20 protein-coding genes and 1 pseudogene are annotated in these 18246 nt (G+C 68.7%); 8 read left to right on the forward strand and 13 right to left on the reverse strand.

The window, feature by feature from the left end:
- Positions 1–27: 27 nt before the first annotated feature.
- Positions 28–915, reverse strand: coding sequence for a helix-turn-helix domain-containing protein (locus ACZ4S3_RS28105; RefSeq protein WP_467938877.1), 888 nt, complete (start codon positions 913–915; stop codon positions 28–30).
- A 185-nt stretch (positions 916–1100) separates the two neighbouring features.
- Between ACZ4S3_RS28105 and ACZ4S3_RS28110 the strand changes: the two genes are divergently transcribed.
- Positions 1101–2108, forward strand: a complete 1008-nt coding sequence (locus tag ACZ4S3_RS28110; protein ID WP_467938879.1) for an aldo/keto reductase — start codon at positions 1101–1103, stop codon at positions 2106–2108.
- Between the two features lie 82 nt (positions 2109–2190).
- On the opposite strand, the gene ACZ4S3_RS28115 is transcribed toward ACZ4S3_RS28110, so the two are convergent.
- Genes ACZ4S3_RS28115 through ACZ4S3_RS28125 form a run of 3 tightly spaced genes read right to left on the reverse strand, consistent with a single transcriptional unit; the run spans position 2191 to position 6056 of the window.
- The gene (locus ACZ4S3_RS28115; protein ID WP_467938881.1) at positions 2191–2616 is read right to left on the reverse strand and encodes an NUDIX hydrolase; all 426 of its coding nucleotides are present in this window, start codon (positions 2614–2616) and stop codon (positions 2191–2193) included.
- Positions 2606–3796 carry a CHAD domain-containing protein gene (locus tag ACZ4S3_RS28120; protein WP_467938883.1) on the reverse strand — a complete coding sequence of 397 codons (1191 nt, stop codon included), beginning with the start codon at positions 3794–3796 and terminating at the stop codon, positions 2606–2608. Before ACZ4S3_RS28120 ends, ACZ4S3_RS28115 begins: the two co-directional genes overlap by 11 nt.
- The gene (locus tag ACZ4S3_RS28125) at positions 3759–6056 is read right to left on the reverse strand and encodes an RNA degradosome polyphosphate kinase (RefSeq protein ID WP_467938885.1); all 2298 of its coding nucleotides are present in this window, start codon (positions 6054–6056) and stop codon (positions 3759–3761) included. The genes ACZ4S3_RS28120 and ACZ4S3_RS28125 overlap by 38 nt, the downstream gene beginning before the upstream one ends.
- A 541-nt stretch (positions 6057–6597) precedes the next feature.
- Between ACZ4S3_RS28125 and ACZ4S3_RS28130 the strand changes: the two genes are divergently transcribed.
- From ACZ4S3_RS28130 to ACZ4S3_RS28140, 3 genes are all read left to right on the forward strand, one after another.
- The gene (locus ACZ4S3_RS28130; RefSeq protein ID WP_467938887.1) at positions 6598–6753 is read left to right on the forward strand and encodes a hypothetical protein; all 156 of its coding nucleotides are present in this window, start codon (positions 6598–6600) and stop codon (positions 6751–6753) included.
- Positions 6754–6851: 98 nt separating this feature from the next.
- Positions 6852–8846 carry an ABC transporter ATP-binding protein gene (locus ACZ4S3_RS28135; protein WP_467938889.1) on the forward strand — a complete coding sequence of 665 codons (1995 nt, stop codon included), beginning with the start codon at positions 6852–6854 and terminating at the stop codon, positions 8844–8846.
- A gap of 77 nt (positions 8847–8923) precedes the next feature.
- Positions 8924–9535 (forward strand): GNAT family N-acetyltransferase, encoded by a 612-nt coding sequence (locus ACZ4S3_RS28140; RefSeq protein WP_467938891.1) that lies wholly within the window; start codon positions 8924–8926, stop codon positions 9533–9535.
- 27 nt (positions 9536–9562) lie between these two features.
- Here the strand turns inward: ACZ4S3_RS28140 and ACZ4S3_RS28145 are convergent, their stop codons facing one another.
- The 4 genes from ACZ4S3_RS28145 to ACZ4S3_RS28160 all read right to left on the reverse strand — a co-directional run bounded on the left by ACZ4S3_RS28145 (position 9563) and on the right by ACZ4S3_RS28160 (position 13230).
- A complete protein-coding gene (locus ACZ4S3_RS28145; protein ID WP_467938893.1) occupies positions 9563–10735 on the reverse strand; it encodes a methyltransferase domain-containing protein in 1173 nt (390 codons plus the stop codon).
- Positions 10732–10881: a hypothetical protein gene (locus ACZ4S3_RS28150; protein WP_467938895.1), complete on the reverse strand. Its 150-nt coding sequence runs from the start codon at positions 10879–10881 to the stop codon at positions 10732–10734. Before ACZ4S3_RS28150 ends, ACZ4S3_RS28145 begins: the two co-directional genes overlap by 4 nt.
- A gap of 358 nt (positions 10882–11239) precedes the next feature.
- Positions 11240–11875: a hypothetical protein gene (locus tag ACZ4S3_RS28155; RefSeq protein ID WP_467938897.1), complete on the reverse strand. Its 636-nt coding sequence runs from the start codon at positions 11873–11875 to the stop codon at positions 11240–11242.
- A gap of 14 nt (positions 11876–11889) precedes the next feature.
- Positions 11890–13230 (reverse strand): tetratricopeptide repeat protein, encoded by a 1341-nt coding sequence (locus ACZ4S3_RS28160; RefSeq protein WP_467938899.1) that lies wholly within the window; start codon positions 13228–13230, stop codon positions 11890–11892.
- A 218-nt stretch (positions 13231–13448) separates the two neighbouring features.
- Here ACZ4S3_RS28160 and ACZ4S3_RS28165 point away from each other — a divergent pair, with 218 nt between their 5' ends.
- Together ACZ4S3_RS28165 and ACZ4S3_RS28170 are read left to right on the forward strand one after the other, a co-directional pair.
- Complete coding sequence (locus tag ACZ4S3_RS28165) at positions 13449–13766, forward strand: hypothetical protein (protein ID WP_467938901.1); 318 nt, start codon at positions 13449–13451, stop codon at positions 13764–13766.
- On the forward strand, positions 13766–13954 hold the full coding sequence (locus ACZ4S3_RS28170; protein WP_467938903.1) for a hypothetical protein: 189 nt from the start codon (positions 13766–13768) through the stop codon (positions 13952–13954). Before ACZ4S3_RS28165 ends, ACZ4S3_RS28170 begins: the two co-directional genes overlap by 1 nt.
- Positions 13955–14445: 491 nt before the next feature.
- On the opposite strand, the gene ACZ4S3_RS28175 is transcribed toward ACZ4S3_RS28170, so the two are convergent.
- The 5 genes and pseudogenes from ACZ4S3_RS28175 to ACZ4S3_RS28195 form a co-directional block, all read right to left on the reverse strand.
- Positions 14446–14871 (reverse strand): hypothetical protein, encoded by a 426-nt coding sequence (locus ACZ4S3_RS28175; RefSeq protein WP_467938905.1) that lies wholly within the window; start codon positions 14869–14871, stop codon positions 14446–14448.
- A gap of 66 nt (positions 14872–14937) precedes the next feature.
- The gene (locus tag ACZ4S3_RS28180) at positions 14938–15381 is read right to left on the reverse strand and encodes a glycine-rich domain-containing protein (protein WP_467938907.1); all 444 of its coding nucleotides are present in this window, start codon (positions 15379–15381) and stop codon (positions 14938–14940) included.
- A gap of 222 nt (positions 15382–15603) precedes the next feature.
- Positions 15604–16391, reverse strand: a pseudogene (locus ACZ4S3_RS28185) (Scr1 family TA system antitoxin-like transcriptional regulator).
- On the reverse strand, positions 16388–16900 hold the full coding sequence (locus ACZ4S3_RS28190) for a DUF6879 family protein (RefSeq protein ID WP_467938909.1): 513 nt from the start codon (positions 16898–16900) through the stop codon (positions 16388–16390). The pseudogene ACZ4S3_RS28185 and the gene ACZ4S3_RS28190 overlap by 4 nt, the downstream one beginning before the upstream one ends.
- Entirely contained in the window at positions 16878–17105 is a 228-nt protein-coding gene (locus ACZ4S3_RS28195; protein WP_467938911.1) for a hypothetical protein, read from the reverse strand. Before ACZ4S3_RS28195 ends, ACZ4S3_RS28190 begins: the two co-directional genes overlap by 23 nt.
- A gap of 127 nt (positions 17106–17232) precedes the next feature.
- On the opposite strand from ACZ4S3_RS28195, the gene ACZ4S3_RS28200 reads away from it, so the two are divergent.
- Together ACZ4S3_RS28200 and ACZ4S3_RS28205 are read left to right on the forward strand one after the other, a co-directional pair.
- Positions 17233–17409, forward strand: a complete 177-nt coding sequence (locus ACZ4S3_RS28200; protein ID WP_467938913.1) for a hypothetical protein — start codon at positions 17233–17235, stop codon at positions 17407–17409.
- A gap of 84 nt (positions 17410–17493) precedes the next feature.
- On the forward strand, positions 17494–18168 hold the full coding sequence (locus tag ACZ4S3_RS28205; protein ID WP_467938915.1) for a class I SAM-dependent methyltransferase: 675 nt from the start codon (positions 17494–17496) through the stop codon (positions 18166–18168).
- Positions 18169–18246 lie beyond the last annotated feature (78 nt).

The raw sequence follows: 18246 nt of genomic DNA on the forward strand, positions 1-18246 counted from the left end.
GCCGCACCGGGCCCGCGCCGGGGGCTGCTACGGCGCGCCGACCGGCTGCGCGCCCCGCGCCACCACGCCCGCCAGCTCCCGCAGCCGCTCCTCGGTGACCGACCCCTGCGGCGCGCTGTACGTCACCAGCGCCTGGTCCGCGTCCGTACTCAGCCGGAAGCTCTCGAACGTCACCAGCAGCTCGCCGACCAGCGGGTTCACGATCCGCTTCGTCCCCCGCAGGCATTCGCTCACCGCCTGCGCCTCCCACACGCGCCGGAAGTCCGCACTGCACTCGAGGAGTTCGGTGACGACCTCGCAGATCCGGGTGTCGTCGGGGTAGCGGCCGCTTTCGGCCCGCAGATTGCCGACCACCTCGTCGGCGATCCGCTGCCAGTCCGGGTGCAGCTCGCGCGCCGCCGGGTGCAGGAAGACCAGCAGCGCCGAATTGCGCCGGCCGGGCTCCAGCGCTTCGAGGTCGAAGCCGACCCGGCCGCCCGGCGCGTTCCAGGCGAGAATGTCCATGCCACGCCCGACGATCATGGCCGGAACCGTGCCCGCCATCGCGTCCAGCAGCTGCCGGATCTCGGGCCGTACGGTCTGGCCGGGCACCGCCCCCGGCACACACACGCCGTCCGCGGCGCCGCCCCGCCGCCTCGGCGCGGCCACATTGCGCAGATAGGTGACCTCCCCGTCCGTCAGCCGCAGCGCCCGCGCGATGGCGTCCAGCACGGAATCCGAGATCGCGGGTGCACGCCCCTGCTCGATCCGCGTGTAGTAGTCGACACTGATGCCCGCAAGCTGGGCGACCTCTTCGCGCCGCAGCCCACGCACCCGGCGGCGGTTGACCCCGTCCGGCAGGCCGAGCCTGGCGGGGTCGAGCGCCGCGCGGCGCGCCTTGAGGAACGAGCCGATCTCGATTTCCGCATGCAGCATTACTCCAGTATGCGACGCACCGCCGGTTGGGTGGTTCCGCCGGACCCAGGCTGTGACGGGCCTGGTGCCCTCCGTACGGGCGGCGCAGGGTGGTCCACGACGCGGGGTCAGGCACATCGAGCCACCGCGGCACCGCACTCACGCGGACGTACCCCTCGTCTCCCCACTCGTATAAGGAGCAGCTCATGCAGCGCAGGATCCTCGGCGGCACCGGCATCTCGGTCAGCGAGTACACGCTGGGCACGATGATGCTCGGCGCCTGGGGCAACACCGACCACGACGACGGCGTACGGATCGTGCACCGCGCGCTGGACGCCGGCATCAATTTCGTCGACACCGCGGATGTCTACGCCGCGGGCGAGTCCGAGGAGATCGTCGGCAAGGCGCTCAAGGGGCGCCGCGATGACGTGGTCCTGGCCACGAAGTTCTTCAACTCGATGGGTCCGGACGCCAACCACGGCGGGAATTCACGGCGTTGGATCGTCCGCGCGGTGGAGGACAGCCTGCGCCGGCTGGACACCGACTACATCGACCTCTATCAGGTGCACCGCCCCGACCCGGCCACCGACATCGACGAGACGCTCGGCGCGCTCTCCGACCTCGTACGGTCCGGCAAGGTACGGGCGGTCGGCTCCTCGACCTTCCCGGCCGAGCACATCGTCGAGGCCCAGTGGACCAGCGAGCGCCGCGGTCACGTCCGTCTGCGCACCGAGCAGCCGCCGTACTCGATGCTGGCGCGCAGCGTGGAGAACGCGGTCCTGCCGACCGCGCAGCGCTACGGCATGGGCGTACTGACCTGGGGGCCGCTCAGCGCGGGCTGGCTCTCCGGCCGCGACATCTCCGCCAGCTCCCGGGCCGGTCTCGAGTCCCAGAAGTTCGATCTCTCCCTGCCCGAGAACGCCCGTAAGGCCGAGGCGGTCGCCGCCCTGTCCAAGGTCGCCGACGAGGCCGGCCTCACCCTCCCGCACCTCGCGACCGCCTTCGTACGCTCCCACCCCGCGGTCACCTCCGTCATCATCGGCCCCCGCACCCTCGACCAGCTCAACAGCCTCCTGGACGGCTCCGAGGTCACCCTGAGCGCCGACGTACTCGACCGCATCGACGCCATCGTCCCGCCGGGCACGGACCTCAACCGCGCCGACAGCTACTACCTGCCGCCGGCGGTGGCGGACGCGTCGCTGCGGCGGCGCTGAGCCGCCGCCCCCTGACCGGCCCGCCCGTCGGGGCGGTCAGGGGCCGGGCGGGAGCCCACCGAACAGCCGCCGACGCCCAGGGCTACCGCCCCTTCCCCGTCGCATGCAGGGCGCTGAGGAGGGCGGTGACCAGCTCCTTGTCCCGGTCCTGGGTGAGGCGGCCGCAGGCGGCGGCGGGCGCGAGCCAGAGCATCCGGTCCACCTCTCTGCTCGGCTCGAACGAGCCGCCGGTGGCTTCGGCCGCCCAATAGCGGACTTCTTTGGGGCGGTTGTCGACCAGATAGCGGGCGGTCGGCAGTTCGGGTCCCAGTTCGCACGTCATGCCGGTCTCTTCCAGCGTTTCGCGCACCGCTGCGTCCCGGGCGTTCTCCAGGCGCTTCAGCTTGCCTTTCGGGTGGGACCAGTCCGACCACTTCGGGCGTCTGATCAGGGCGAGTTCGATGCCGTCGCCGGAGGGGGACCGTCGCCACAGCACGCACCCCGCCGCCCGGATCACCTCATCGGTCATACGGCCCGCCCCCTTTGGCGTGTGGCAGCCACACCCGGCCGAAGGCGAAGCGGGCCGCCTCCACCTCGTGACGCTGGTCGGCGTGCAGCACTCCCAGCGCGTACGCCGTGGCCGGGGCGATCCGGGGGGTGCGGGCGGCGCCGGCCGCGGCGGTGGCGGCCTCGGCGGCGTCGCGGTGGCGTTCCAGGGCGCGGCCGGCGTCGGCCAGGCGGGGATCGTCGTACCCCGGTGTGATCACTTCCTGAGCGTAACGGCTCAGCCGTACCAGCATCCGTACCTGGTGCCAGGGCGCGTCCTGGCGGTGGTCGGCGGCCAGCGCGTCGGCGTTGTACGGGTGGCCGGCGCGGGACAGCGGGAGGGCGGTGACGGCCTCCGCGAGACGCCGGTGGGCCTGTTCGGCGAGCTGGGGCAGCGCCTCGGCGGCCGGTACGTCGGCGGCCGCGCGGGTCAGCGGGGCCTCGGAGGCCAGTACCGCCACGGAGTCGGCGACGGCGTGGAAGCGGGAGGAGCCCAGCGCCTGCAGCGCGGCGGAGTGCGCGCGGGTGCGGGCGAGGGTGAGCTGCCGGTCCAGCAGCGCCCCGGCCCGCGCGGCGCCGGCCGACAACGCGCTCTCGGCGTCCGCATCGGCGGCGGAGGCGTTGGCGGCGGGGGCTACGGCCGGGGCCGTCAGCCGTTGCAGCGCGGACATCAGGCGGTCGCGACGGGCCGCGCAGGCGTGTTCGCGGGCCAGTGCGCCGGACAACCAGCCCAGTTCGCCGCGGAGTTGGTCGGCCCAGGCCTCGTCGGTCAGCGGCTGGAAGGTGTAGAGCGTGGCGCTGATCCGGCGTGCGGCGCTGCGCAGCAGACCGGCGGCCTCGCCCGCGCCCTGGGCGTCCGAGCCGCTCTCGCGGTGCAGTCGCAGGCTGCGGAGGAAGGCCGCGGACTGGCGGTGGAGGTATCCGGCCAGTACCTCGCCGGAGGTGTGCCCGCCCAGTCCCGGGCCGGCCGTCCCCCCGGTGCCCCCCGGCTCCCCCTGGTCGACGGCGCCGTACGGGCCGTACAGCTCCCCCTCCGGTCCGTCCACCACCGCGGCACGGGCTCCGGGGGCCCCGCCGAGCTCGTATCCGATACCGATGAGACCGGACGGCCCCCCGGCCGGCTGGTCATGTCGCTGGGCCACGCCGGCGCCTCCGGGCGTCAATGAGCATTTCCTGTACGTTGCGCAGCGGCGCGCCGTCCGCGTCCACCGCATGTCGGGTCCAGTCGCCGTCCGGGCCCAGGTGCCAGGACGAGGTGGAGTCCGAAGTCCCCGTTTCCAGAAGTCTGTTGAGGGTGGCGCGGTGCGCCGGGTCGGTCACCCGGACCAGCGCCTCGATGCGCCGGTCGAGGTTGCGGTGCATCATGTCCGCGCTGCCCAGCCAGACCTCCGGCTCGCCGCCGTTGCCGAAGGCGAACAGCCTCGAGTGCTCCAGGAAGCGGCCGAGGATGCTGCGGACGCGGATGTTCTCGCTCAGTCCGGCGACTCCCGGGCGCAGCGCGCAGATGCCGCGTACCCAGATGTCGACCGGTACGCCTGCCTGGGAGGCGCGGTAGAGGGCGTCGATGACGGCCTCGTCGACCATGGAGTTGACCTTGATGCGGACATAGGCCGGGCGGCCCGCCCGCGCGTGCCCGATCTCCTTGGTGATGCGCTGGATCAGGCCGTCGCGGAGGGACTTGGGGGCTACCAGGAGGCGCCGGTAGGTCTCGCGGCGCGAGTAGCCCGACAGCCGGTTGAAGAGATCGGAGAGGTCGGCTCCGACCTGCGGGTCGGCGGTCAGCAGTCCCAGGTCCTCGTACAGCCGGGCCGTCTTGGGGTGGTAGTTGCCCGTGCCGACGTGGGAGTAGCGGCGCAGCATCTCGCCTTCCTGCCGGACGACGAGGGAGAGCTTGCAGTGCGTCTTGAGGCCCACCAGGCCGTAGACGACATGGCAGCCGGACTCCTCCAGCTTGCGCGCCCACTTGATGTTCGACTGTTCGTCGAAGCGGGCCTTGATCTCGACGAGGACGAGGACCTGCTTGCCGGACTCCGCCGCGTCTATCAGGGCGTCGACGATCGGGGAGTCACCGGTGGTGGTGCGGTAGAGCGTCTGCTTGATGGCGAGGACGTCCGGGTCGGCGGCAGCCTGCTCCAGGAAGGCCTGTACGGAGGTGGAGAAGGAGTCGTACGGGTGGTGGAGCAGGACGTCACGGGTGCGCAGGGCCGCGAAGATGTCGGGGGCGGATGCCGACTCCACCTCCGCCAGGTCGCGGTTGGTGCCGGCCACGAACTTGGGGTACTTCAGCTCGGGCCGGTCCAGCGCCCCGATGCCGAACAGACCGGTCAGGTCGAGCGGGCCGGGCAGCGGATAGACCTCGGCCTCCGAGATCTTCAGCTCCTGTACGAGCAGGTCGAGCACGGCCGGGTCGATGGACTCCTCGACCTCCAGACGGACCGGCGGGCCGAACCGGCGCCGCATGAGCTCCTTCTCCAGCGCCTGGAGGAGGTTCTCCGCGTCGTCCTCCTCCACCTCGAGGTCTTCGTTACGGGTCACCCGGAACATGTGGTGCGCCCGCACCTCCATCCCCGGGAACAGCTCCTCCAGGTGGGCGGCGATGACGTCCTCGATGGGGACGTAGCGCTGCGGGGAGGCCTCCAGGAAGCGGGAGAGCAGCGGCGGCACCTTGACCCGTGCGAAGTGGTCGTGGCCGCTGACCGGGTTGCGTACGACGACGGCCAGGTTCAGGGACAGCCCGGAGATGTACGGGAAGGGGTGCGCCGGGTCCACCGCCAGTGGGGTGAGCACCGGGAAGATCTGCTGGCGGAAGAGAGTGAACAGGCGGGCCTGTTCCTTCTCGGTCAGCTCGGGCCAGCGGATCAGGTGGACGCTCTGTTCGGCGAGCTCGGGGGCGATGTCCTGCTGGAAGCAGGCGGCGTGCCGGGCCATGAGCTCGCGTGAGCGCGTCCAGATCAGATCCAGCACCTCGCGGGGCTGCAGGCCGGACGCGGAACGGGTGGCGACTCCGGTGGCTATCCGGCGCTTGAGACCGGCCACCCGGACCATGAAGAACTCGTCCAGGTTGCTGGCGAAGATCGCCAGGAAGTTCGCCCGTTCGAGGAGCGGGGTCGCCGGGTCCTCGGCCAGCTCCAGGACCCGTTCGTTGAACGCCAGCCAGCTGCGCTCGCGGTCCAGGAAGCGCCCGCTGGGCAGCTCCTCGCCGTCCGCGCCGGGCACACCGGTCTCCTCGTACGAGTCGAGGTCGGCGTCCATCTCGGGCTCCAGCTCGGGGAGTGTGCCCCGGACCGCGTTCGGTCGGTGCGCGGCGATGGAGCCCACCGACGGCTGGACCGAGGGCCCCGCGGCCTCGGGCGGGGCCTGCGTCGGCTTCGGGGACTGCGTCTCGGGCTGGACCTGGGCCTGAGCTCGCGACTGCTGGTTCATGCCTTCATTCTTCCGCGCTCCGGGGATTCCAGGCGCGTCGGACAGCGGCGGCGCGACGTGGAGCCTCCGGTTCGGTGCGTTCGGCACAGCGGGCTGCATTCAGCGATGCTCGCAAGCGATATTGAATCGCCGGTAACGCGGATATGGCGGACAGGCAAGCGGGGCGCTACTCCCAGGGGTTCGGGGCCGGGCCGGGCGCCCCGGGCCGGGTGGCGGGCGTGCGCCGGGCAGGGCGGGGACAGGCGCGGGGGCGGGTGCGGGGAGGACAGGCAGGGCCGGTACGCAATACCGGCGCGTAAGACCGGCATAAACTCCGCCGTTACGTATGAGAAATGCCCTCATGCTTAATTAAGCAAGACCTCACGGAAAACGGCCGGGACGACCCCGATTCCTCGCGTAACGTTTTCCCTGTCGCCGCCGGGAGAACAACACGGCAGCGGCACGACACCACCATCGCATTCCTCGGCAAACACCGAGAAATGCCGAACGACACCGAGCGACACCGAGCAACACCGAGCGACATCAAGCAACGGAGATATCCATGAGCTTCCGCAAGATTCTTCCCGTGCCGGCCCACCGCTGCGAGCCCGCCCACCGGGGCGTGCCCGCCCAGCACGGCGGCAAGACCACCACGCGTCCCGCCCCGGGCCGGGTCATCACCGTCAAGCACGGCGGCCGTCGGGTGATCGGCGGCTGACGCCGGCCCTTCCGGAGGCGGGCCTCGGTGTGGGGCCGGGGCCCGCCTCCGGGCTTCCCGTACGGATACCTGGACCCATGGAAGAGGAGCGGCGGCGCATGTCTCCGTACAACGACCGGGCGACGGTACGGCTGCGGGCCATCGACCCCGTACCGGCACTCCCGGCACCGGCACTCCCGGCACCGACATTCCCGGCACCGCAAATTCTCGCCCCGGAATTCACGGCGAGCGAAGAACAGTCGAAACGCGGGAAATGCGGCCCCGCAATTCCCGCCGAAACGGCCGACGGAATACCCGAGGCCATATCCGCCCGGCACGCCTTCCGCAGTTTCTGGCCACTGGTCAAAGGGGACCGGCGCTGGCTGGCTCTCATATGCGTCTGCGTCGTGGCTGCCGCCCTCGCAGAGACCGCCGCCATTCTCCTCTTCGGCGAATTGACCGACCATGCCCTGCAGAAAGGGTCGCTCGGCGCGTTCTGGGTGCCGGCCGGGGAGTGGCTGGGGGTGGCGGCCTTCGGGGCCGTCGTCGGGTATCTGGGCAACTCCACGGCCGTATGGGTGGCGGAGCGGTTCGTCATGCGGCTACGGGCGCGGGTTTTCGAGCACGTACAGGACCTGCCGCCGCACTTCTTCCAACGGCACCGGCAAGGGGATCTCGTCGAACGCCTCACCGGAGACGTCGAGGCCATCGAGCAGATGGTCGTCTCCGGCGTCGTCAGAACCGTCTCGGCGGTGTTCAGCACGGTCTTCTTCTTCACGGCCGCGCTCATTCTGCGCTGGGACCTGGCCCTGGCGACCTTCGTCCTGGCGCCCCTGTTCTGGCTGGCCGCCCGGCGGTTCGCCGCCCGCATCAAGACCGCGGCACGGCAGGAACGCGCCGCCGACGGGGCGATCACCTCGGTCGTCGAGGAGTCGCTGGGCAACGTCGTACTGACCCAGGCGTACAACCGGCGGCGGGCCGAGGAGAAGCGGCTGCGCACCGAGGCCCGCGCCTGGATGCGCGCATCGGTGCGCGGAGCCCGGCTGAGCGAGATGTACACCCAGCTCGTCGAGGTGATCGAGACGGTGTGTGTACTGGCCGTCATCGGGCTCGGCGCCTGGGAGATCTCCCAGGACCGGATGACGCTCGGGCAGCTGCTCGCCTTCGCCGCCTTTCTCGGCTACCTCTACCCGCCCATCCGGGCGCTGGGCCAGCTCGGGCTGACCCTCACCGCGGCCACCGCGGGCGCCGAGCGACTCCTGGAGATCCTCGCCGCCCGGCCCTCCGTCACCGATCCTCCCGTGGCCCACCTGCCCGAAAGGGTCGGCGGCGTCGTGGACTTCGCACACGTCTGGTTCCGCTACCCCGGCGCCGACACCGCACCGGGCCCGCCGTCCGCCCCGCACGCCCTGCGGGACATCTCCTTCACCGCCCACCCGGGCGAGCTGGTCCTCCTCACCGGCCCCAGCGGAGCCGGCAAGTCGACGGTGGCCAAGCTCCTGCCGCGCTTCTACGACCCGGCCGCCGGACACATCCGCCTCGACGGCACCCGCCTCGACGCCCTCCCCCTGGAATTCCTGCGCGAGCACATCACCCTGCTGCCGCAGAAGACACTCGTCCTGCACGGCACCATCCGGGAGAACATCGCCTGCGGGCGGCCGGACGCCACCGACGAGGAGATCGTCCGGGCGGCCCGGGACGCCGCCGCACACGACTTCATCAGCACGCTCCCCGACGGCTACGAGACCCGCATCGCCCCGGGCACCGCCCAGCTGTCCGGCGGGCAGCTCCAGCGCATCGCCATCGCCCGCGCCCTCCTGCGCGACGCCCCGGTACTCGTCCTCGACGAACCGACCGCCGGCCTCGACGCGCTGTCCGCCCGCCGGGTGATCGCGCCGCTGCGCCGCCTGATGTCCGGCCGAACGACCTTCCTGATCACCCACGATCTGCACCTGGCCCCGGACGCCGACCGCATCCTCGTCCTCGACCACGGCCGGCTGGTGGAATCCGGCCGCCACGACGAACTGCTGGCCCGCGCCGGTACCTACACCCTTCTGCACGGCCACACGGCCGCCCCCGAGCCGGGCGCCCGTAAGCCTGCCGCCCGGTCATGAACGGCCCGTGCGCCGGGCGCCGGTCCCCACCGCATAAATGCCCTGCGCCGACCCCTTCCCCCACCTACGCTGACCGCGTGCCCACACCTGACGCACCCACCGCGCCGCCACTGCTGCCCTACACCCCCGACTACCCGATACGCACCGAGCGCCTGGACCTGCGCCCGGTCCGTACCGACGACTTCGAGGCGATCCACGCCTACCAGCGGCTCCCCGAGGTCTGCCGCTATCTGTACTGGGGCCCGTTCGAGGCGGCCGAGTCACGCGCCTCCGTCGCCGCCAAGACGGCCCGCACCACGCTGCGCGAGAACGGCGACGTCCTGCAGCTCGCCGTCGTCGTACGCGAGACCGGACAGCTGATCGGCGACGTCACCTTCTTCTGGGCCGGCACCGAACACCGCCAGGGCGGCATCGGCTACGTCTTCCACCCCGACCACAGCGGCCACGGCTACGCCACCGAGGCGAGCCGCGCACTGCTGAAGCTGGGCTTCGAGGACCTCCAACTGCACCGCATCCAGGCCGAGTTGGACGGCCGGAACGCCGCATCGGCCCGGCTGCTGGAACGCCTGGGAATGCGCCGCGAGGGCCACCTGCGGGAAAACGAGTTCCTCGACGGGGAATGGACCGACGAGGTCATCTACGCGATGCTGGCGCGGGAGTGGCGGGCGCGGCGGGCGGCCACCGAGTAGCCGACGGCCGGTTCGGCGACAGACCGCTCACACGGTCCAGGACTCCGCCGGATCATCCAGCCACGCCCACTGTCCGCCCTCCGCCGTGACCGTGAGGCCGAACCGGGTGTGATCGGGCATGCCCCGACCCACCCACCATCGGTGGGCTGCCTCTACTTCGTCCCACAAGCGACGCGGCCCAGACTGGTAAACGGTGGCGCCCGGCGCGCCCTCCCACACGGCGGCCGCCCATGACCGGCTCATCAGGTCGAAGAACCACGCCTTCCCGGCCCCTGCGCCCGACTGGTTGATCACGTGGGCGCAGTCGGGCACTCGCAGCCCGATGACGAACCGTGCCGGCTCATAGCGGTTGCCCAGATCCGCCAGAGCGACCCCCGTACGGGACGCCTCGGCGTCACCGGGAAACACCGGAACATGCTCCCGGAACCGGTTCCAGTCCAAGCGCTGGTCCCTCAGCTTCATGAACTCGACCATGCGCAGGAACGGACCCGACGCGCCGCCGTCCTCTCCCACGGTCAGCCGAAGAAGGGCGTCCTGGTCGCTGTAGTGCGTGCCCCAAGGGGCAAGGATGACCCCGCCCGGTCGTGTCTGCTCCAACCACCGCGGTGGAACGGCTCGCACCCCTGCCGTGACGATCACTCGGTCATACGGCGCACCATCCGGCCAGCCGTCCGAACCGTCCCCTTGTGCCACCTCGGGCCCGAGCCCGGCACGCGCCAACGCGCCCCGGGCGTGCTCGGTCACGGCGGCGTCGATCTCGACGCTGACCACGTTCCTGCCACCCAAACGGCGGGCGAGGAGCGCGGCGTTCCAGCCCGTGCCGGTGCCGATTTCCAGCACCCGCATACCGTCGCTCACGTCCAGGTCGCGCAACATCGCGGCCACGACCGACGGCATGCTCGCCGAACTGGTCGGCACAGTCCCGGACTCGACACCCGTGTGCCGTCCGTCGTCCCACTGGGTGACCAAAGGGACGTTCGCGCCGGCGGCCCGCTCCCACCCTGCGGGGTCCTCGCTCCGAGAAACAGGCACGCTCCGACCGGTCGCCATATCGTGCGCCCAGATGAGCTCGGGCAGGAACAGCGATCGCGGCGTACCCCGGAACGCCTCCGCCCACTCGGGCACCAGCACTCCCGCTTCGAGGAGGGACCGCGCCAGCTCGTCACCGGCGCGGCCGTCCCGTTCAGATTTCCGGGTCACTTGCGGTGGGTCCCGTCACCGGGCGGCATCTCACCGTCCGGGGGCGGCGGCGGGGGCGGCTCCCAGGGCTGGCCCGGGTGTCCGTCGCCGCCGTCTCCGCCATGTCCGCCGTCAGCTGCCGCGGTGATGATCTGTACGTGCCTCATACGGCGCGCTCTCCCTCATCCGGTCAGACGGTGCTCTGTACTTGCTACTCCCTACCCAGCTCCATCCGCCAAGGCATCGTCCTCAACAGGACAGTTCTTCCGCGCGGAGTGGATGGCCTTCTAGTACTCCAGCTGTAGATGGTGATCTTCACGCTTGTGCGGCTTGCCGCCGGTAGTGGCTGGCTTTGGATCGGGCCTGGTGGCGGCGTCGCCAGCAGCAGATACGTCAGGCCATCCAGCCAAGAACTGGATGATGAGGCTCAATCGTGCATGGAGTCGCCTCGGACAGTGTCAGGACAACTCGCTTTGGCACAAACCCCGGAGAATCCTGCCGAAAACGATCACGATCCGCAGCCGACTACGGGGCGGTCGCAGCCCGGTGTCGTGACCAGAGCGGTTGTAGGGCGATGCCGAGGGCGAGCAGTACCGCGGCGGTGAGGGCCGTGGCACCGAGCCAGCCGAACGGCAGGCTCGACGCGACCGGCAGGGCCAGTAGCAGAGCGACCCCCTGCAGGACAGTGGAGGTCACCACCAGCTCCTGCACTGGCTGGCCCCTCCGCCCGCGGATCACCGTGACTCCCCACAGCAGTGGGAAGAGCAGGCAGACGATTGCGAGGAGGGCGAAGAGGGGCACGTCGAACACGGCCCCCATGTCCCCGCCGCCGGGTGAGTCGTCGCCCGGAACGGGCGCCGGATGTTCCACATTCCAGTTCGCGACCCGCGTCGCTTCCACGAACACGACGGAGAACGCCCCCGAGGCCAGCGCCGCCGCGCCCAACCAGGCCTGGCCCACTGCCCTGTCTCCTGCCACCATCCTGCTCCCCCCAGTAACCGCTCCGCCGGGTCGACGCGTTCGCTGCACCAGACCCTGCGTGATCGACAATAGCGGGGTACCGATGGCCAGCATCGCGATCCGACTGGCGACGCCACCACCAGGCCCGATCCAAAGCCAGCCACTACCGGCGGCAAGCCGCACAAGCGTGAAGATCACCATCTACAGCTGGAGTACTAGACCAAGAGCGAGGGCGGAGTCACGAGCTGGGCACGTTCGTAGAGTTCCCGTGCGGCATGATTTTTGAGGTGCGGGCGGATGAGCTTAGACATCGTTTGCATGCGTTGATCTGCCCGCCCTGACTGAACCAACGGGTAGTCGTCCAAAGCGAGGTTCCATGTCGCGCATGCCGCTTCCAGGTGACCGACTTCCAGTTGACGCTCGGCCAGGGTGGCGCGATGGCGTACGCGAGCACGACGGTAGACGCTGTAGCGCACCTTGTCCGATTCCTGCATGGCTTTGATGGAACCGGGAACATCGCCAAGTTCGTACCGGACCTGGCTGATGTGGTAATTCAGGGCTGCCGGATCATACGAGCCGAATGCCTTCCCTCTGGATTCCGCCTTATCCATGGCCACTTCGGCCTCTCGCAGGTACATCAGAGCATTGCTGCTTCCACCGATCTGCGCGTACGCGTGTGCCTGCTGCCCGGCAAGGAAAGCCCGCATTCGCGGACCGGCTTGGGGAGACGCGGCAGCGGCAGCATCGGCGAGCCGCTGTGCCTCCCTGCCGTGCCCTAGATCAACGGCCTGAACGCTCATCCCACGCAGCGTTGTGCAGTATGTGAGGTGGTCCTCTGCCGCTCCGGCAAGTTCCAACGCCTTGAGGTAATACTGCTGTGCAAGGCCGTGGACGCCTTCATCCACCGCCATGTACCCGGTGAGGTAGCTCAGGTCGGCAGCAGCCGACATCATCGCTTTGCGTACGGATTCGGAGGCGTCCGCCCGCATGTACGGGGCCACGGTGTTCACCAAGAAAGCCGCGGCCATAGGGCGGGCGTGACGCCCTCCGAATTGGTCATCGAGTTCTGATACTCGTTCGGTCATGGCAATGACCATGTCGACCTCTGGCGTTCCGATGCGCTGAGTCCGGCCGGTCTGAGCAGCTTCCATTCGGCCTACCACATCTGGCCAATTGGGCACGGTCAGCGCAACGGAAAAGAGACTTATACCGAGGATGCTGCGGCGCGAGGGATCCATATCTTCCCTACTGAGATCAATCAGCCCTTCAAGCGCGCCAGGAGTGGCGTCCGAGCTTCTGACGGGGGTCGGGAACCCAGCCTCGGCATGCGTGATCGGACGTCCCAGCTTGCGCGCCAGCGCCTCCAAGATCAGCGGTCTGACCGTCTCCTTGGGCAGGTGCCCTTGACGCCACTGGTGGGCCGACGGCTCGCGGTACTTGAGCGGGGTTCCTCGTTCGGTGCCGACACGGTTCACAGCCTGGACGAACTGCCGCAGGGTCCAGCCGGTCTCCCGGTAAAGCCGTTCAAGGTGCCGGTTCGGCTCCCGAGTACCCACTGCCCTCAACTCCCCTGCCTGTAGGAGCGCTTAAAGCTCTTAAAAGTCACCGCCTTTGCAACGGTACCGCTGGCTGTAGCGGAGCGGTTGCCTAGAGCGAGGACACGTTCTCCTCTCGCGACAGCCACCCCGAGAGTGGCGAGGCGACGAGAGGACCCCCGCGACCGCGCTGCATGCGGCCCGGGGGCGTGGCCCTCAACTACAAGGGAGTTGACGACATGTCCGACGCTACAGCGAGATTCTTACTCCTGCTGCTGCGGCTGCTGTTTCCGGCGCGGGGCCGCCACCGATCGGCCGGCGCACAGCCCGCCACACCTCGCGAGGCCGCACCGACACACGTAGCTCCCCGCGTGCCCGTCCGGCAGCCGGAGCTGCTGCGTGGCGAAGACTCGTACCTGATCCGTCCGTACATCCTCACGCCCGAGGAACGACGGGAACGACGGGCCCAGCGCGGACGGCGGCGGGCACTCTGGCTGGCCGTGCACGGGTACGACGCGGGGCCGCGCTGGATTCACGGGGTGGAGGTGGTGGGCTGATGGCCCACCTGTGCCGCCCCGTTCACCTCGGGGAACCGGCGCCGGAGCCCGTGCCGGTTGCCGGGTGCGATGTGTGCGGGGCGCTGGCCGAGCAGCGCGCGAGGGCGTACGCCGCGGGGGACAAGTCGAAGGCGACTGACTGCAACGTCGAGATGCGCCGCCACTCCCACCCGAAGGCGGTGCGCTGATGGCGACCGATGCGCATCCGCATGACCACGAAGCCGACCCGCGTTCGCAGGATCCGCTCGCACTGCCTCGTGCCGGTCTCGCCGACCCTCATGACTGCCTCGGATGCGCTCTGCTGAAAGAGCAACTGAGTGACGTTCTCCAGGCGCAGACCAGCCTCGCCTTGCGGGAGCTGCTCGGCGCCCTGCAGACGTACGAGGAATACGGGCATCCGGACGATGCACGTCCGCCCATTGGACCAGGGCGGGGCCGTCGTACCGAACGCACCGGCCCCTCTCGGTTCCCCCGACCGGCCAAGCCCTGAGCAGGGACAGGACGTGTCCCTCTTGAGCCGACGGGCTCAGCTCTCGCCCCGGTCCGTCCAGCGGGGAGCGTCCTAGGCGCTCCCTTCACGGATACCGCGCCAGAGCGGCGTGGTGAGGGAAGCAGGTCCCGCCCGGCCGAGCATCAGTCGCTCGGCCGGGCGGGACCGCCAACCACGACAGCCACGGCTCTAACCGTCAAAGTAGTGGGGGTAGTAGGTGTGCTTCATCGAGACCTGCTCAGGCGTGAGATCGGGCACTGTCATGTTCCCTGTGACCAAAGCATCGTGATTCGACCAACCGCCCATATCAATTCTGCGCCCTCCGCTTTCCAACATCCATTCATTACTGGGCAGCTTCGCAACGAGGTCGGCGTGCATGATGAAGGCGCGAGTCGCCTGGGTGGTGACCCACTGCGCCTTCTCTCGATCCTGCGCTGACTCTCGGCAGCATCGAGCTGAAATCTGCCAGAGCTTTGCCCACGGGACGCCTGGCGTCAGCGGGCCGACGTACGCAATCTGCTGGTCGTCTACGAGTTCCGACGCATAGGCGAACACGGGGCCGAACATGCTGAAGGCAGTTACCCGGCCATTACCCTTGCGAGCGGCTTCCGGCATGAAGGGCCTCCTGGGGAAATGGCTGGCGCCCGGACTGGTGAGCGCGGACGCCAGCGGTTCAACTTCCTAGCAACAGGGGCCGTCTCCACAACACGCCGGAGGATTGCACTCGGCCGCGGTACCCCATAGCCGCACGTCTGCATCAAACCCCTGCGCCTTGATGCGTCCGACGACTTCGGTCATCAGAGCCCTGGTACGGATCTTGCTGTTCGGCCTGTGGTGCAGGAAGTAGCCGAAGCTCTCTTTACACCACTTGGCGTATTCCTCGGTGTGGAGCATGAAGGTGTGCCAGCCGGCGTCCACCTGCTTGCTCGGGGCCATTTCGTCACCGGCATTGGTGATACCCATGACGTAGCACATGGCGATGGCCTCACTCTGGACGAGCTCAGCAACACAGCGCTCAAGTCCGTATTCGTCAGCACAGAATTCCACCAGGCGATCAAACAACTCCGGTGAGACGAGATCACGACCTTGCCGGGCCTTGACCGGCTGCTCTAACGCGACTGTCATGATGTTTCTTCCCTTCTACGGTAGGGAGGTTGGGCCCGGCTTCGGCAGGATGTGTGACCGTCCCGATATGCCTGGACTCAGCCCTCTTATAGGCCCGCCTTGCACGGGTTGAAGCACCTCAACAGCTCCTGGCCGTAGGGGGAAGCTGCTGGTTACGTCCCGTATTCAGTCAACGGCTGGGGGCCATCGGTTCTCAACGAGTGTGCCTAAACTTGCCCACGATCACCCGAGCGCCTCAATCGCCTCAATCGCCTCAATCGCCTGCGTGATGAGGGCACGCGCCCCTGCTCCATACTCCGCCTGCTCCGACAGAGTTGCGAATGTCTCTGCGTACAGGCCGATTTCGTGGCGCTGCAGGATGGTCAGGTGAGCTGAGACCAGCTCGACATTCGCCTGGGCGTCGTCAAAGAGGAAGAAGCCCTCTACGGGCCACAGTCCCGAGCGGTCGGCCGTGAGCGGAATAATGCCCAAGCTCACCGAAGGTAGCGTGGCCACGGTGAGCAGATGGCGACGCGGACGCGCACCGCATCCTCAACGTCATCGACGAGACGACGCCGGTCTCGGATCGAGGTCAGGAGCGCTCGAATGTACGCCTCGGTCTGCACAGGGCCTGGGATAAGCCAAGAAGAGTAGATGCGGTAGCGCAGCGTTCGCTCCCAGAGCGAGAGTACCGACTCCTGGACGCGCCGTAGTCCTGACCGCTCTAGTTGGCGCCACTCGACATACATGCCCTCGATGCCGCGCGCCGTGTCAATCAGATCGTTTGCCAGATGCGGAACTCCGCAATGCTCTGCATAGGCACGAATGTCGTCGTATGAAGGTGGCCTGGAGCCGTTTTCAATCTTCGAGCATTTGGATTCGTGCCAGCCTGTGAGCGCGGACAGCGCCCGCGCGGTGAGTCCCGAGTCTTTTCGGATCTCGCGCAGACGCCGGCCGAAGGAAACCCTCGCTTCCTTGACAGTGGAGGAGGAAGGTGGAGTGGACACCGCTTGAAGTCTGTCCCTAGTCATGCCAACCGATACTGGGCATGAGGGACAGCCTTCTCCCAAACAGTCTCGAACGCCGAAGAGAGGAAGGACACCAAGTGAGGCTCCTCGGTGTACTCGTGCTGTAGCGAGTCTCCACCCCCGTCGAAGTGGTTGATCAGCGCTACTTTGTCGTCGAAGACCCAGAAGTCGTTGCCCGGCAGGGGCAGGGCCGTCGCCTGGCGGCGTGGCAACCAGCCGACTTCCTCTCCCGCGTTGATGTTGAGGCCCTCGGTGACTGAGTGCTCGAAGCGGATGTAGTCGGAGACGGGTTCCGAGACGATGCGTGCGCGGCGCACCGTCACCCCTCTTCCTGTCGTCTCTTTCACGATGTCAAGCCAGTCACGCCAACGTTCGGCAGGGTCAAGGGCCTTCCCCGCAGCCCAATCGATGAACGCGGGATCTGACCGCATGTAGCCGTCCCGCATTTCCAAGTGGACTGCCGACCTCTGGCAGTTGCGGAACAACTCCTCAAACGTCGGGGCCTTCATCACCCTTCACCTCCAAGAAGAACTGCACCATGCGTCGGGGGATCTCAACCACCGTCTCGTGACCAGGAATGTCCATCTTGGACAGGCGCTCCTCGTCTTCGACCTTCACTCCCTGGACCAGGTACGTGTTCTCCACGTCGTCAAGGTAAATCGTGGGCGACCCGCCACTGGGGCTTTCGGGATCTTTACCGAGCTTGTGCAGGGCCATGGTGTCCTCCAAGGAGGGAGCTGACGATCTCTGCGACCGACTCTGTGACCGAGATTCCACATTCCACCGAACCGGCCGCGAACGAAAGTAACTTGCCCAAACTTGCCCGGCAGACACCGTCCTTCTGGTGGGGGCAGACACCAAAGAGCCTGACCCCGGGTGGTGGGGGCGGGTGGTAGGGGCGTTGAGCGGCCACCAACTCCGCGACGAGGTGACGATCCGCGACCTGGCCGAGCGCATCCTGTGGGCGAGGGACGGCACGAACTGCTCGCCGTGTGACACCCAAGTGCCCGACAGCCACTGACCGCCCGCCCGCACTACCGTGTTGGCCCCGCCGGCCCGTCATCGGCGGGGCCAACTCCCCTACCAGTTCTGCGAGGACGCCAACGTGTCTGCACCGCACAACGTCGACCAGGAGCGCCGGCTCTGGGACATCTACGCCGGATCCACGTCCGTACGCAGCGAGGTGTTCGACTCCGAACCGGGCTTCCGCTGGACGCAGTACCGCGACCACCCGGCCGCGCCGGGGCCGGAGCTGTTGGGCGTCCCCGAGAGCGTGCTGGAGCTCGGCTGCGGCACCGGTCGTGCCCTGGCCTGCCTCGCGCAGCGCGGAGCGAAGGCCACCGGCGTGGATCTGTCGCCGGTCATGGTCGAGCACACCACGCAGCGGTGGGGGCCGCTCGGTGTGCGGTTCGTGTGCGCGGAGGTGCTCGGCTACCTGGAGCACACGACCGAGACGTACGACGCCATCTACTCGATCTTCGGCGCTGTCTGGTTCTGCCCCCCGGAGCGGCTGTTCCCTCTCGCCGCCGCCCGACTGAACCCTGGTGGGGTGATCGTGTTCTCCCAGCCCCCGGCCATCCCCGGTGCGTACGGGCCCCAGGGCATGTACAAGGGCGGGTTCGCGGGGCCTGCCATGTACACCTACCGGTACAGCTACACCCCGGAAACCTGGGCGCACTTCCTGTCCGGTGCCGGCCTCGCCGACACGAACGTGACCGTGCTGGACGCGCCCGTTGAGGGGCACATCGGCACGCTGATCGGCCGCGCCGTACGGCTCTGACCAGCACGCACAGAGCGGCGCCCGTCCGGGGGCGGGTAGGCGGCGGGGATGGGTGTCGAGCGGCCCGAAAGGCCGCCG

This window comes from Streptomyces sp. NPDC028368 (assembly GCF_055565615.1).